The 16,405-nt window shown below is 43.8% G+C and carries 6 protein-coding genes; all 6 read right to left on the minus strand.

Annotation, left to right across the window (positions count from 1 at the left end):
• Positions 1 to 580: 580 nt before the first annotated feature.
• The 6 genes from CJD36_RS05970 to CJD36_RS05995 all read right to left on the minus strand — a co-directional run bounded on the left by CJD36_RS05970 (position 581) and on the right by CJD36_RS05995 (position 16,314).
• Positions 581 to 8,890, minus strand: coding sequence for an FG-GAP-like repeat-containing protein (locus CJD36_RS05970; protein WP_105038225.1), 8,310 nt, complete (start codon positions 8,888 to 8,890; stop codon positions 581 to 583).
• A gap of 161 nt (positions 8,891 to 9,051) precedes the next feature.
• Positions 9,052 to 10,476 carry a phospholipase D-like domain-containing protein gene (locus CJD36_RS05975; protein ID WP_105038226.1) on the minus strand — a complete coding sequence of 475 codons (1,425 nt, stop codon included), beginning with the start codon at positions 10,474 to 10,476 and terminating at the stop codon, positions 9,052 to 9,054.
• Positions 10,477 to 10,586: 110 nt separating this feature from the next.
• Positions 10,587 to 12,788 (minus strand): choice-of-anchor L domain-containing protein, encoded by a 2,202-nt coding sequence (locus CJD36_RS05980; RefSeq protein WP_133162519.1) that lies wholly within the window; start codon positions 12,786 to 12,788, stop codon positions 10,587 to 10,589.
• Between the two features lie 118 nt (positions 12,789 to 12,906).
• Entirely contained in the window at positions 12,907 to 13,917 is a 1,011-nt protein-coding gene (locus tag CJD36_RS05985) for a zinc dependent phospholipase C family protein (protein ID WP_105038228.1), read from the minus strand.
• Between the two features lie 14 nt (positions 13,918 to 13,931).
• Positions 13,932 to 15,176, minus strand: a complete 1,245-nt coding sequence (locus CJD36_RS05990) for a T9SS type A sorting domain-containing protein (protein ID WP_105038229.1) — start codon at positions 15,174 to 15,176, stop codon at positions 13,932 to 13,934.
• 127 nt (positions 15,177 to 15,303) lie between these two features.
• On the minus strand, positions 15,304 to 16,314 hold the full coding sequence (locus CJD36_RS05995; RefSeq protein ID WP_105038230.1) for a T9SS type A sorting domain-containing protein: 1,011 nt from the start codon (positions 16,312 to 16,314) through the stop codon (positions 15,304 to 15,306).
• Positions 16,315 to 16,405 lie beyond the last annotated feature (91 nt).

Here is a 16,405-nt window from a genome sequence, read left to right on the forward strand (position 1 = left end):
GCATATTTGAAAGGAAAATAGTAGCTCATACGAAAAATTATTGTAAATCCAAAAAAACGTGCATTTGTGGATAACTAATTCGTAAAAACATCGAAAAATGGAGTGAATTGCACTTAAAACGAGTGTATCAACATGCATAAACGAGCACCACCGTTATATAGAATGCTGAAATGCAACCATATATCTATCCCAAAAAGATATTGAGGTACATACATTTATATACACTAGATCACTTACAAAAAAGTAACGAATAGCATGCAATTTTGCAGGTCAAAACGAGATGGTACAAAGTCATATCCACCTCAGAAAACGGTTGTCTAAAAGTGTGTAGATACCATAAAAGCCACGGTAAAAAGTGTGAAAATACAGCACGATCTATGCACTATAATTGAAAGATTCTCAGCCAAAATTCTGTTGGTCAATTTGACCACGTGCCGCATTATTCTTACCACAAACCAATATGTGAACAGCCTTCTACAGCCGCCACCTTACCGGTAATGAAAGACAGATAATGGCACTAAACAAAGAAGCCGGAAGCACATATAATGTGCTTCCGGCTTCTTAAAAATGTTCCTTGTTATTATTCCTTAACCAACTTCTGTATTGAATGCTCAGTACCCGAAGTAAGCTCTATCATGTATATTCCTGAAGCAAACTTACCAAGAGAAACTACGGTGTTGCCATTCTGTACAGCACCCAGATCCTGAGTGTAAACTGTTACACCAGACATGTCCATAACTCTGATAGATACATTGTCCTTCTTGTTAGAAGTGAACGATATCTTAACATCATCAGATGTAGGGTTTGGCGCCATAGTTACCTTGAAGCCGGTAGCAACTACCTGTGCAGGCTTCATAGCAATCTCAAACCTGTCATTGCCCTGCGAAGATTTGTCGTTAGAAACAGTAAACCTGTATTCAGTACCTGCCTGCAGCTCTACATATTTCTTCAGCATCTTATCGTGCAGGAACACAGCAGTACCTTCGGCCAGCTTCATATCGTCGGCCCTGATAATGAAGTCTTGCTTGTAAGGGCTAGATATACCAAGTGGAATCGTAGCGTCCTTTACAAACGGACGAGCATCAATAACCATTTTCTTATTATCAGCAGACATACTGTAGAAATTGAAATCTGCACCAGATGGCTTAACGGCATCATACTTAGCATCTTCAGCATCATTTGCCGCGCTGTTAAACCTTAACTTCCACATATCCCACATATGATAATTTGCATCATAAATATTCAACGTCAGATGTTCGGAAGAAGATTGCTTGAATAACGGCGTAGTCACAGTATCTGACTTCATACTCTCAGTGAAAGTAATGTGTTTGTTGTTGCCTGCGGCACGTACCTGGAAGCAGGCATTTGCTTGTAAGAAGTAGTTAGAACCGTCAATATCAACAGGCTGGAACTGACCAGCAACCCCGAGTGAAGCATTCCAAACATAAGCAGCGGCACCCGTAATATCGCCGGTACCACTCATATTCAGATCGCTTGCGTTCCACAAAGCAGCACCAATATTTACCGGAGATGCGAAAGGATTACCTACCATGTTGAAATCCATAAGAGTAGGATCTGGCCCTGCCCCTCTGTTCAATGTGATTACCTTTGTGCCTTGGTTAACATTACCGATCATAGCAACAGTGTTTTCATGAATTATATATGGGAATCCAATCAAACCTTCGCCCTTGGCACCTCTCATAAATAAACGTAATCCCTGACCCGGCTTCAACTTGTTAGAGTCTGCGGCTGTACCATTGATCTTAGTAATTGGTTTCCAACCCGGATCGTAGCCTAGACTTGAATTCTCAGTAAATGGATCAAGTCTGAAAGCAGAAGGGGCGTTAGTAGTTGTAGTAGTAAATCCATTACCTGCACCACCTGAACCTGTGATATCCATATAAAACTGTAGCTGGCTCAATGACAAAGTGTCACTGAATGGATGTGCCCAGAAACGGAAACGGCGATAACCTGCAGGTATGTATTGATATACTTTTACCTTTCCTGTTATTGATGCACCTGCACCAGGAATCTCACCTATCCTTGCGCTACCATTCGCATCAGAGAATAAAGCAAGGCTGTCATTCGTAGCCAGGTCTCCCGCATTAACGGTAAGCAAAGATTTCACAGTCGCGCGTGCGCCGGTGTTGATAGTAGCCCCTGCACTATTGTCGATTGTAAGACGGTCTACAAAACCGATACCATCAATAGTTTGAGCAGACGTGCCGTTCATAATCATTGTACCTGCGCCTATTACAATACCGTTGTTCGAAACATTACCCTTAACGTTCAATACTGATGCGGTATTTAAGGTTAGTGTTGCTCCGGAAAGCAATGTTATATCTAATGCATTAGCAATAGAATCAGCTAATACTTCAGGGCGGGGAGTAATGTTTGAAATGTGTACTATGTCAGTATCTCCCGGCACTTCCAGACAAGTCCAGTTATTTGCCTGATTCCATTCCGTAGTATGGCTGGTTACACCACCCACCCAATTCATACTTATAGGGCTAACATTCTGTGTAGTATTGTAAGTAGTTGTACAATGTACATCCTGAACGTCTATCAATACATAAGCATGACTTGCCGTAACATGTGGAAGTGCGAGTGTAAACGCACCACCGGTAAGCACCTCTGGCGAAGCAGTAATGCCATCTACAGAATAATTAAAGCTAGCATCAATCGTACCGGTAAATAAAATTTCAGCGTAGTGATTGTTACAAGGAGTAGCGGTAGATGCACCGATTGACGCCGTTGGCGGATCGTAAGAGTTGAAAGCGACATCATATGCTGGTGTGCTGGTACAACTTGCATCTGATACAGTTATTGATGAATGATACGTTTGTCCTGCAACCGCAGTACCTGGCACTACCAGTGTTATAGTACCACCAGACAACACAGCATTTGAAACATCTAAAAATCCTGCAGCCAATGCAGTAGCATCGTATGCAACACTGTAGTTGGTTGGTGTTCCATCAACTGCAGAATATCCTATTGGCAAAGTAGTTGCGCCTATACATAAAGCAGGGGCAGCGTCTGGGCTGATATCCACTTTATTAACTGTGAGCGTATTGGAAGCACTTCCGCTTAAATTCGTTCCTGTCACAGTGATCTGGTAGCTGATGGTTGGTGTTCCAAAAGCCAGACCTTGCACTACTCCTGTAGACGAATTAATGGTAGCCAACGAAGGGTCAGTACTCGTCCACTGTCCCGAAAGATCGGTAGGCAAGGGAGAACCTGTATAAGGAGAACCTATAGAAGCCGTTGAATAAGACAATGTAGTAGTAGCCAGGTAACACAATGGCGTAGGAACACCTGTGATCGAACCTATATTTAAAGTTGGCTTATTTCTGATTATAGAAATAGTATTATCTGAAATATTCGCTACGATCAGGTCAGGATATTTATCCTTATCTAGGTCTGCTACAATTACACCGGCAGAGGCTGCACTACCTCCCGTATGAAGAATGAAAGGAGCAGAGAAGGCCGGCGTACCAACAAGAGTAGTAGTGTTTGTATAAATCAGCATTGTGTCAGATGTTGCTCCACCAATAGCATTATTAGAGCTAACTGCAATCACGTCCACCTTTCCATCACCATTCATATCAGCAACAGCCAAACCAGCAGGAGCAAGAGAAACTGTACCCGATGGGCCGGCATATGTCAATCCGGTCATTGAGTAAGAAGGAGTAGCAACAAATGGTGCTGTAGTGTCATTGGTATTCAAGTAAACATCAATTGTGCTTGATAATTGATTACTCACAACCAGATCCAAAGAACCATCTCCGTTAAAATCAGCAGTCGCAATATCCGCCGCACCTATTCCGGTAGTAAGTGGACCAGACTGCAAGGTGAAAGATATCGTTCCTACCGATGGGCATGTATTCTTGAATATTGATACTGTACCTGCACCGGTTCTGTTCTGGTCTATCATTGCAATATCAATTTTACCATCACCGGTAAAATCTCCCGAACAAGCACTTGAGCCCGTGGCACCAGTGTTATTATTAGAGGTATATGTTACTGTATCGAAAAAAGCACTTGCGGTACCGAAAGAAACTCCTGATGTGGTCTTGTTCCTTATAACAACCAGACGACTTTCATTTGTACCTGTTCCACTACTACCAAAACAACCACCTGCGATATCCGGTCTGCCATCTTTGTCAAAATCCGCGATAGTGATCTTTTGTGCATTTGCGGCACGCGGGTTATAGCTCACATCTGTACGGGTATCATATGTAATGGCACCGTGTAACGTTGTGCTGTAACCGGTTGTAACGTTTCTAAATACGTTTATAGCAGCCGAGTTGATTGAAGATACAATCACGTCCGGCTTGCCGTCATCATCCATATCGGCAATCTTAACCGAAGTTCCTATTGCAGATGATGCTCTGAAACTAACACGACGGAAAGTTGACGTGGAGAAATCAGCCGAGCCACCGTTCGTCCCAATATTTTCATAGGTTGCGATGTAAGATGTTGCAGGAGAAAGTTTACCTGTAAGCACTACAAGATCAAGATCACCATCACCATCCAGATCACCCACCGCACTGTTCCACGGCGTAAAACCGAAATTGGTACTGGAATCGGTGGCATATGTAACTGGTGTCTGGAATGTCTGTGCTGTTGTAAAATATTCATTCTTATAATCAGGTACAAAAACCTTTGGTGAATTAGCTGACAAATGCGTTGTAATGTCATTAACCGTAACAAGGTCCGCAGTTGCACCTACAGGAACAGTGACAATTAGCGTACTGATGGTAGAAGTAGTATCGGCATTTACTCCGGTAGCACCAAACGATACTTTATTGAAACTTGGTACAATATTAAAATTAGACCCGGTAATAGAAATTGTCTGACCTGGTGCCACCCCTGCATAAGCACTAAGCGCAGTTATTATAGGTGGGTGGCCTACAAGAACTAACGACTGTTCTGTACCCGTTATGGCAAGAGGTGAACTTGAAGATATGCGTATCTTGTATGTACCCACCGGAGTAAGTGATGGTATAGTAACAGCAATAGGACTTACCGTACTACTGGCGCTGGCAATAGGTGAAACGTATGAGCCGGCAATGTCAGATACTTCTACGGTATAAACAGTACCTGCTGGTAGTGTAGGCCCTGTATAGGTATAGCCAACTGTGAGGGCAATAGGGTTGTCATTATAATATGGACCAGCTGGTGAAGGTGCATTTGTAGTTATAAATGCTTTTGGCACAACCTCGCCCGTACTCAACTGTAATGCGTCATATACATATGTACCGTCGTCAAACTTGATTTGTGCAAGATTGGCACCAAGGCCGGCTGCTGTACCAAAAAATACTTTTCCTTTCGTGCTTACAGCAGTACCGCTTTGGAATGAACCCTGCCAGCCGCGTATAGTTAGCAATGCACCACCGGTCCAGCCGGTAGCAGATGTTCCAAATTTAATAGAGTGTGCTGCACCTGTTCCCAGAGTAATGGTACTGTTAGACGTTAGTGTTACTGTTCCACAGTTGATTATGGTAGTTCCACCAATACCACCTGTAGATATGGCACCACCACTTAGATAAGTAGGCGCTGACAATGTAACAGTGGCTCCGGTAAATGTAAGGGTAGCCGGTGGTGCTGACGGTGAAATATTTAATACACCACCCGACAACGTGATACCACCTGCACCTAAGGTAACTGTCGCAGCTCCTGTAATATTCAATGATCCCGATGACATGGTAAGTGTTCCCGAAGTTCCTTGTGTTACTGCGGCAGCATTTGCAAGCGTTACAGAAGTACCTGAAATATTCATACTTCCCAGTGTAACAACACCAGCTGTATTCGCAACTCTAAAAGTACCACCTGATGCGGAAATACCGCCCAAACCAAGACTTGCTGCAACAGAACCATTTATCGTCAGCGATCCGCTGGATATGGCAACAGGGCTTCCTGAAGCGTTCTGCTGTAAAGTTGCGCCATTGGTAAGTGTGACATTAGCACCTGAAACCGTAAGACTTCCTAAAGTTAACGATACTGAGTTTACCACCGTCATTGAACCGCTTGAAGCCACTATACCACCAGTGTACCCCAGCGTAGTTAACGCCGCCGGTGTGACAACAAGCGCACCACCACTAACGGTAACACCGCCATCGGCAAATGTACTTCCAGTTAATGAAGGTGCAAGAGTAAATGTTCCTGCCCCAACAGTCAAAGAGCCGGTGTGTGCATGAGCACCACTGGTAAGCGTTAGTGCTCCGGAGCCCAATTTTGTAAGATTTCCGGGACCGGTGATCGTATTCTTTAAACTTGTTACGCCGGTACGGTCACCAAAAGTCGTATTTGAAGTTTGTGTAATAGTCAATGCTGACCCAGAAGCAAGGTTCAAAACATTTACCTGATTACCAGAAACTTTTGTCCATGAACTGCTCAATTCAGAAACAGTTTGCGTATTGTTGAGTGTTAATGTCAAAGTAGTTGTTGACGCTTCCGCAATTTCCAGGGGACCAGAGCCCAGAGATGAACCTGAAAGTACTGTAGCAGCACCTTCACTCAGCTTAAAGCCACCCGCTCCTGAAATTGAAGTTGAAGACCCGGCAATTGTCATAAGACCAGCTCCCCTCTTTGTGAGTTGGCCGGTAAAAGTGATCGGGCCGGATAATGTAAGCGCTGCACTTGCATTGATAGTTGCGTCAGCAGCTATTGTAACAGGGTTAGCCAACGTAATAATAGCAGCGGTTTTTAATGCCCCCAGGCCATAGGTAGTACTTATATTATTACCTATACCTTTTAATGATATAGGGAAATTGGTTGCTGTTGTAGGTGCAACGGTCATGTAAAGCTGACTGTAAGGATTGATAGAGATGCTGTTTGAAGCAACATCATTCCATGCACCTGCACTCGTAAGATCTAATACTGCGCTGTTAAACGGCGTAGTTGCACTACCTACGGTAATGCCGTTTGTCGCGGTGCTCGTGCCAGTCAGTTTCAGCAAACCACCATTAAGATTAGTTGTTGTAGGAACATCGCCAATTGTACCACGACCAAGCAATGTCTTAGCTGAAGAACCGGAGAATACCCCAGTTACCGAGAATGTTGTTCCAACAGCAGTGGTAGTGCCCGGTGCTACAGTTAGTGAACCACTATTCCAGGTAAAATCACCAGTATTATATTTTGTAACTGCGGTAAGACCTGTAGAAGCAGCTATTGTAGTAGTAGAAAAGACGTGGCCTGCAGCTACTGCAGTTGAAAATGTCTGAGCTGTTCCGTTAAAAGTAACATTGGCACCGGAAGCAACTTTTGTAGCTGTTGGCGACCAGGTATAATTACCTCCAATACTTAAGTTTCCCAGAGTGAGCGTACTGGTGTAGCCACTGGCAATTGATAAATTTCCGGCGACAGTACTTGTACCTACAAATGAAGAAAGGCTGGCAGATGTACCCAAAGTAACATTAGGCAATGCCGCAACACCACCAAGGGTAGTTGCAGATCCCATAAACAACATGGCTGCTGTCGGCACAACGTTTATAGTACCAGACAATGAATATCCAGCGGCGTTACCGGCTGTAATGACATACCCCTTTACATTAATAGTATTACCACCATCATTAAATACATTGGGAGAACCGGTATTATCCATTTTCAGGGAACCAGCTAAAGTCATTGTGGTACCAGATGCCAACGTCAATGTTCCTGTTTTAGTTCCGGCTACACTTATAAAGCTATCTATAGTGAAGGAACCGGAATTACCTGTAAGCGTTTGTGCGCTTGAAGAAACAGGAATAAGGTTAGCTAACGGAGCATTAAAACTTGCACTATTCGTTAATGTTATGCTACCCGCAAATCTCATGTTGTTGTATACAGGAGGAGCGGTAATTGTAGTAGCTGCACCATCAAATATTATGTTACCGTAGGTTGTAATGAAATTCAATGTGTTCGCTGTACCATTGTTGTATATAACCGTGCTTGAAGCATTAAGTGTACCTAACGTTGGCGTGGTAGCATTTGATATAGTCAAAGTTCTTCCACTATTCACATCTATTTTACCTATGATGCTAAAACCAGATGGGATTGTAAGGTCATTATTTTCTACCACTATCTTTGAACCTCCCCCGGTTACAGTCCAGTTAGCAGTTAAAGTAGGTGTACCTCCATTACGGATATTAAAAGTCTGACCAGAATTAGTAAAATTTGTTGGTGCTGTACCTGTACCATTTGTATTTACTCCCCAGTTAGCAGTAGAACTTAGTGTTCCCGAGCCACTCCAATAATAATTTGTAACGCCACAGATATTGGCTGAAGATGAACTATTACGCGCACTAGGCGTACCGGTAGTAAAATCAGTATTATTACTATTATTATCAGTACATCCTGCCGATGCCCTGATGGCAGCTAACGAAGCACTGAGTGTTGCAGTTGGTCCGGCACCTTCAAAGCCATTAGTACCAGTACCAAACCCCACTAAATCAACGAGTGCTCCACCTGATGGATTTGCCACAGTTAACGCTGTAGTATTACTACAAAGAGCAACTTTACCAACAGTGGCAGACATATTTGTTGATCCAGTTAAATCGGGCGTAGGTAACGAGGAACCTACTGCACCACCACTGGCCAATTGAATCAGATAATACTTACCTGGAGCAATTACGGCAGAAGGAATTGTTGTTACACCCCAACTCGTACCCGTTGTTGCAGCATACTGAATACTCCAGTTAGTGATTGTAATTGTGCTTGTGGTAGGATTGAACAATTCTACAAAGTCATTTAGATATGTCGCACCAGTTGCACCACCACCACCATATACCTGACTTATCACCAGTGTAGACGTCTGCCCGTTTGCCGTTCGTGAAAACAGCATTGAAACAAGTAAAGTAAGCGTTAAAACAGTTGACCGAAATGCCGTCGATTGTAAAGAATGTCTCATAAATGGGGATATTTTAATCTGCAAATTTATTTAATTTATATTGCATTACCAACAAGTAAATATTATTAAAATATTATGCTTGGGTCGGTAAAAATAATATTTTTTTGTTATCTAGTATTATTAATCGCCTGTAATATTAATATTTAATATTTCTATCTGTTCTAGTTCCTTATTATCTGATAGTTATAAACACTAGCGTTTGTTATTATTTTAACTATATATATACCTGCCGCTGGCACGGAGAGGGTCTTCTTCATAACTCCTGCCGGTTGCCATTCATCATTTATAATATTTATTGATCTTCCGCTAATATCAGTAATGTATGCTGTTACGCTTTGCGGTGCTGCCAGATCAAGTGTCATAGTAAAGTCACCAGAAGATGGATTAGGATAAACAGCCATCCTGGCTTTTTCCTCACCCACTTCATCTACCCCACTCGTACAACCATATACTTTGGTAAGACTGCCACCCAGTGCATAAAAATCACCTCTGAACGCCTGCAGGTATATATTAGCAGCAGTAGCATCATGTATGATCAATGTATTTTCATCGTTTGTGGTATTGGCTGCACTTGTCCAGTTATGAGAGCCGGTAAGCACCATAGGATCTGAGCAGGCATCTGAAGGATCTATTACCACATATTTATTATGGTAAAGATCGCTGCCTGTATAGGTGATAAAATTGCTACCCAGGTTAGCTGTCAGGGTTGCATATGCGCCGTTACCACTGTAGTTACTATATTGATCAACTATGCCTGCCACATAAGCACCATTCATTTTCACTGTTGCGATTGAGTTGGCACAACCATTATCCGTCATAGTATAAACTCCAAAATACAGGTCTTTATTTGCCGTGAGAATAGCTGATTTTATTTTATTATTTGTTCCATCTGATGGACTAAAGTAGAGTTCTACCTGCTTGCCATCTATTGTAAAGTTGTGGCGGCCAAGGTCGGCTTTGTACGGTCCGAATTTAGAATTGGTAAGATTATAAGTCATACCTGTATCACCCCACATCTGGTTAAACTCTCCTATATAAGCATGCGCCAGTGCAGAATCCTGCACAATGACCACATTATCATAGTCTTGATTGAACTGCGCTACCGACCAGTTGGTAGATCCCGTCCACACTATAGATTCATCAGGGTTAGGCGAATGACCATCAACCACCATAAATTTATCATGCATAATGTTGTAAGCACTGCCGATTGGGCTTGCCAACTTTGGGATTGCCGCGTTCACTGTAGTAAGGCCGGTATTTGCGGTAGCGGTTGTGCCATTATGTATCCAACGGATCTTTACACCGCGTGTATATGCGGCATTGATGGCATTAACTACATTGCTCAGATCTCCCGATCCGGAATATGAGGTGAAATTATAAACAGCAATATCAAGAGTATACTTAGCACGATTGATATATGCAATAAGGGTATCATCAATACGGCCATTCAGGTTTATGGCGTCAACACCGGTAGAAACTGACGTCTCAGGTGGGTGGTTGAAGTAGTACTTGATCTTGTTACCGGCATGGGCATGGGTGGCCACGATAGAGAGAATAGCCAGTAAAGAAAACTTAAGGAATCGCATCAGTTCAGCTTTTTAAAAGATAACTTACCCATACAAGACATTGTTAAACGCTTGTAATGGGTCGGCAAAGATAGGTATATAAAAATTATAAAGAGGCATCAGTTTGCAGATCAACGAATAAGGGTCACATCGCCTGTTTTCACCATTGTACCACCCAGTATGCAGCCAAAGGTTATTTTATAGTAATACACACCCGCATCGGCCGGCCCGTTATCTGTAGTGCCATCCCATGCGCCTACATTGCCACTATATACTACCTGCCCCCAGCGATTAAAAACCGACATGGTCTTCAGCGAGTAAGAGAAATCTTCCTGCACGCGGAATATATCATTAAGGCCGTCCGCATTAGGAGAGAAAGCCGATGGAATAAATACATTGCCATCACAGCACTTTTCCACCTTTACCTGCACATCTGCCTGCGGGCTCTCACAGTTATTCACCACATTGGTAACGTGATACAGGTATTGTGCAATGGCATCAACAGGAGGTGCCGGAGCACCCGATACCATCGTGCCGTCAGGCAGATACCAGTGCAGCTCGTTACCGTATGCATTAAGTGCAATGGCCGGATTATTTAAACAGTAATAGGCCGGAGAAGTAACCACAGGAGCCGGAGGTGTGAAGATGGCAACATTTATGTCTGCCCTACCCTTGCAGCCATTGGTGTCATTGGTAACAGTAAGGTGGTAGATGCCTGCATTGGCAGGCACACCCGCAGATAATACAGGGTTTTCAACACTACTTGTATATCCGCCGGGGCCATTCCACTGATAGCTGTAAAAAGAATTGACAGGTGCAACAACCGGTGATAACTGAAAAGATGTGTTGTAGCACACCTGAGTATCCGCTACCAGTGTAACGGCCGCCGTAGACCTTGTAATAATGTTTACTGTAGCTGTTCTGAAAGGGCACGACGTACCCGGCAATGTAGCAGTGACCGTGTAAACAGTGCTCACCATTGGGAACGCGAGAGGTATCATTGTGTTGCCACCCGATAGATCAGTGAGCGGCACCCAGCTATAGCTATAGATACCGTCGCCAATAACCTGCAACTGCACGCTGTCATTACCGCATACAATGGTATCGGCAGGTCGTGTGGTAATATATATGGTATCATAAATAGTAAGTACGGCACTGTCAGCAGCAAAGCTGGTACTGTTACAGATGGATGGCGCATAAATTGTAATACCCAAAGTCTTAGCTCCGTTGCTAGCTGTAGGTATACCATACACAGGCACATCAGCATAAGTAGCGTATGCCGGTATCACCACACTATCGGCAAGAGGTATGTAGTCTACGCCACTTACCGCACTACCTGTAGTAGCAAACCTCACCACCTGTGGTGTGGCTTTCGCCTTAGCATTCTTCACTTTGAAATGCCCCGGCAAGCAACCCTTGATGCAGATGGGCGATAACCCGTCAAACACAGCGGTTGCCAATGCCTGCACCTTATATTCACCGGTCTTCAGACTTCCGGCTTCCAGAAACACGCCTGAATCGTATTTGTCATTACCGGCGTCTGCGATAACTATCCTGAAGTGATAGGTATCGCATGGGCTAACCACATGCATTGCCTTCAGCACTTTGGTCATGCCTTTGTGGGTAATGCTTGTGCCCGAAATGTTGTCATTATAATATGCTGTAAACGGAGATCCGGGCCCCATTGATGTGCAACCCGCAAGACTACCCGAAGCACCGGGTATACCATTGTTTATAGAATTGATGGCAACGGGAATAGTTGTTCCCGGCACCTTTGCCATATTATCCAGACCAGTGATGCCGGGACCTGAAATAAAGAATGCGAACACATCATTGTAAGGTCCGCACACCGCACTTATATATTCTTCTGAGCTGAACACATAATCTATACTCACCGTATCCCCCGCAGGTACTACGTCGAAGTCAAGCCCGCAGGCATCCTTTGTGTATTGGCCGGAAAGCACATTAAGCATAGAGTCGCCCGGAGTGCCATTCTGACTGCTGGCCAACGCGTCTGAGGGACCGTTAACACCGTAAGAACCCAGTACCGACTCTGCCCTGCCCGTTGTCAATACTATACCGCTGTCCAATCCCAGATTACTGCTCACTACAGTAAATAATCCATTGGCTTGAGATGGGCAGCGCAACACGGCATTAAGTACAGTAACACCCTGCCCCGCCAGCTTTTGCGCCAGCACTGAGGCCGTCTGCCCACCTGCAACATTTATCTGTGCACCTGCATCACCACACAATAACATACTAACAAAAAAACACACACTACGCAATGCTGCACAATGTGGTTTTCTAATTATATCAAGTAACCTCTTTTTCAAAAATCTATTGTTATTAAAATACCCTCAACACTGTCTACTATACACTAACTACCATCAACTACTTAAACAAAGCTCTCTACTCACAACCATCCACTATACACTATCTACTATCTACTATCTACTGATACTCATTAGTCACTTTATACCCGGTCACTTTTCCCTGCTTAAAGTATTTTACATCTTCCTTATAAAACTTCTCGTTGCGCTCAGTTATATACTTCGGATCAAGATCTGTAAGATCGGGCTTACCTGCGTTTACCCAGGCGGTGTACCAGAAGCTGGCTGTAGCCGAAATAGCCGCCCTCATCTGGTTCTCTACCATGCCTCCCAGCAGTTCATGATACACATGTGCATACTCATAGGCATGGGTCTTTTGTCCGTACTTATTCTCTTCAGGTTGGCCATTTGTGCCCAGCTTATAGAGCATTTCTATCGGCTTATCTTTACGTAATTTCTTGTCGTTATAGAGCAATGGGATCATCAGCTTGTGGCTGCTGTCTATGATGTCCCAGGTGGCTTTTTCTACATTGTCTATGTAGTGCACATCAGCTGTGTACAGGCTGTAGTTCTTACCAAACAATTCAGGCAAATGCGACTCCCATAGTGCATGTATACCCTTCTGCCCTGTTAACTGTCCATCATGATTAATGGTGGTATGCAAGGGCATATGCGCATCCCCAATATAATGGCCAAGGTTGGCCGACAAGAAGAGAATTTCCGACTTATTCTTTGCCTTCATGGCAGCGGTAAGTTTGGTCATCACTTCCTGTATCGTCCATGGTAGTGTACCAAACTTATCTACACTGTCTTTACCATACTTTGCCTTAGCCGCATCAAGCGTTTTGGGCATAGAGGCAGGTGTAGTATAATTGTAATTTTCAAGGTCTATATAGTGCCTGGGGAACTCTGTTTTATCGCCCATGGTATACTTACGGATATCAGGCGCCACAGATTCTTCTGTGATGAAATCAGCATGATTATAAAAGAATAATCCCACCTCGAGTGGCAAGGCTAGTATCGCACCCCTGTTTATTTTACTGTGCCCCCATACGCCCCAGGCATAGGTGGTCGCAGCGCCACAAAACAAAGAACAGATAATTGCTATTGCTACTGATATCCTCTTTATCATAAAGTTATTTTCGACTAATATACGGTAAACCTTGAAGTTTGCAACCCTTCATTGCTCTGCACCGTTACTATGTAGGCTCCGGCCGGCAAAGAAAAAGACTGATCATTAGCAGCGGTAAATTCTCCTACCGTTTGCCTAACTACCAATTGCCCTGCGAAATTATAAATATTTATTGATGTATTGGTAAGCACCTTACCCGTTGATATATTGATAACATCAGTTGCAGGATTTGGAAATACATTTATGCGGCCGCTGTTGCCTGAAACCTCATCTACTCCCACATGCGATATGCCTGCCAGCCATATGGTCATATTCATGATCAGCAACCGGTGGTTGCCCAGCGCGTCTCCCAGGTAACCGGGATACAGGCTACAGGCAGGGTTACCCGTACCATCATCCGTAGGCGAGCTATCTCCCAGTGCGGCTACCTTTCCTGCACCATATCTGGCATAAGCAACCATAGCACCTGCATTGCCGGGGGTAGTCCCTGTCTTAAAAACCACTCCTTTTACAGTACTGTTCAGTGATGGCGCAAGCGTCATAGTGGTGCCATTGGCCCATTGTACCCGACTTACAGTGCCCATAGGGCCGTTTATGATAGAATCAGTAGCCGCGGCACTAATATTGGTCGAAGTACCCGAAATATCATCCAGGTCGAAGTAGATACCAAAGGGGTAATTCTGCACGCTGTTATTAGACAAGAGATCGTTCCATATATTCGGAGAATCCCAGCTATCGCCGTTACGGTCGCTGTTATTGTGGTCAGAGACCATAAACAAACCTCCGCCATTCTGTACAAACTGCATGATTGCTGTTTTTTCAGCTGCCGTAAATGGAATATTCGGTTCGTCTATGACAAACACTTTATAGTTGACCAGATCCTGCGGATTGGCTGTATTACTATACGTTATCTGCCCATTGTAAGGAAGGCTTTCTACTGTATATCCCCTCTTCGCACAGTCAACAGCCCAGGCAGATAAGCCGCCAGACCAGTATGATTCGAGTGATGATGCGGTTATTCCGCTTTGTGCAGGTGTTGGCACACGTTGCGCATTACTTGATGTATAAAAAGTACCCGTACCTATCTGTGCATCAGGGTACCAGTCTATATTCCTCACATCAGCATCTACTACCCAGTCGGCATTACCTGCAGACTCTGCCTTAGTAGCATCAAACAATATCTTTATCTGGCTGTGTACCGCAGTATTGCATACCAGCGCTATCGCACAAAGCGCAAGCCTGAAAATATTTCTTTTCATCACTATTAGTTCAAAAAAATTGAATGTCAAAAATACACCTTTATAAAGTTCTGTTTAGCAATAGTGGCGAAATTGAAAGAGGGCGTCTCTTTTGGAGACGCCCTCTTTCAATTAGATTATTAGTTGATTACTGAACAATAACCTTAGTGATACCTGAAGTAACACCATTGCTGATCTTAGCAATGTACATACCCGGTGTCAAAGACAAACCGTTGAACGCTACGTTCTGGTTGCCATGTACTACGTCTACGTTCTGAGTAGCTACCTTGCGCCCTACCATGTCAGTCAAAACAATAGTGTAGTTACCTGCATCTTCAGCATCGAAATTGAAACCGATTGCAGAAGTAGAAGCATTAGTAACGCTTAATGGCAATGTACCCTGAGAAGCTACATCATTGATACCTGCTTTACCAGTCCATGTAAGAGTGAAATCATCAATAGCAGTACTTGGGCGATTACCTGTTCCGGAAGAGAAATCGATAGTAACTATACGGAAGTAAACATTAGAAGACAGGTTGTCTAGTGCAGCACCGAAACTGGCAGTGATAGTGTTGTTGCTGAATAGATTACCGCCTGTAGTCATAGTACCTGATGTAGGAGTAACGCCTGTCCATGTACCTGCTGCACCTATCTTATACTGCAATCTCCATGTAGTTACACGAGGGCTTGATACATCCAAAGACTGCAACTTAAAAGTGCAACCCAATGCGCTGATGCCACCTGTGTTAGCTACCTGAAAAACGAAAGAAGCACCGGAATCAAGATTTGGATGAGAAGCGTTAGAAGGAGAAACCTGACGAACACCCATAGCCCTGTTGGTTTCGCTCTGCTGCAATGTGCAAGACGTTCCTGAAGTTACCGCGTTAGCAGATGCATAATTCTTAAAACCACCACCTACTACTGCTGAAGTAGCGCAAGTAGTGTCATTGAATATACCATAACTTGTAGAACCGCTGAATGTTTCAAGTGTACCGCCGAAAGTCATGCTCGCGCCGCTGTATACATTCCAACCCGTTGGCAGGCCTGCACCAATCGCATCAAAATTCTGAGTGTAAGGAGCAAAGCCACTAAGGCCGTACTGGGCATTGGCTGCTAGGGATAAAACAACCATTGAAGAGAGTAGAAGAATTTTTTTCATCTGTCTGTATTTTATGTTTAAGATTGGACAAAGGTAACGGGTAAATCTCAAAAAAAACCGACCCGTTACGTTTTAACATTATTTAATTATT

This window comes from Flavipsychrobacter stenotrophus (assembly GCF_002954265.1).
Lineage (GTDB): Bacteria > Bacteroidota > Bacteroidia > Chitinophagales > Chitinophagaceae > Flavipsychrobacter > Flavipsychrobacter stenotrophus.

Coding starts and splice junctions, on each gene's coding strand:
- CJD36_RS05975 (WP_105038226.1), bottom strand. CDS start 10,476: ATGCGATTCCTTAAGTTTTCTTTACTGGCTATTCTCTCTATCGTGGCC.
- CJD36_RS05995 (WP_105038230.1), bottom strand. CDS start 16,314: ATGAAAAAAATTCTTCTACTCTCTTCAATGGTTGTTTTATCCCTAGCA.
- CJD36_RS05990 (WP_105038229.1), bottom strand. CDS start 15,176: ATGAAAAGAAATATTTTCAGGCTTGCGCTTTGTGCGATAGCGCTGGTA.
- CJD36_RS05985 (WP_105038228.1), bottom strand. CDS start 13,917: ATGATAAAGAGGATATCAGTAGCAATAGCAATTATCTGTTCTTTGTTT.
- CJD36_RS05970 (WP_105038225.1), bottom strand. CDS start 8,890: ATGAGACATTCTTTACAATCGACGGCATTTCGGTCAACTGTTTTAACG.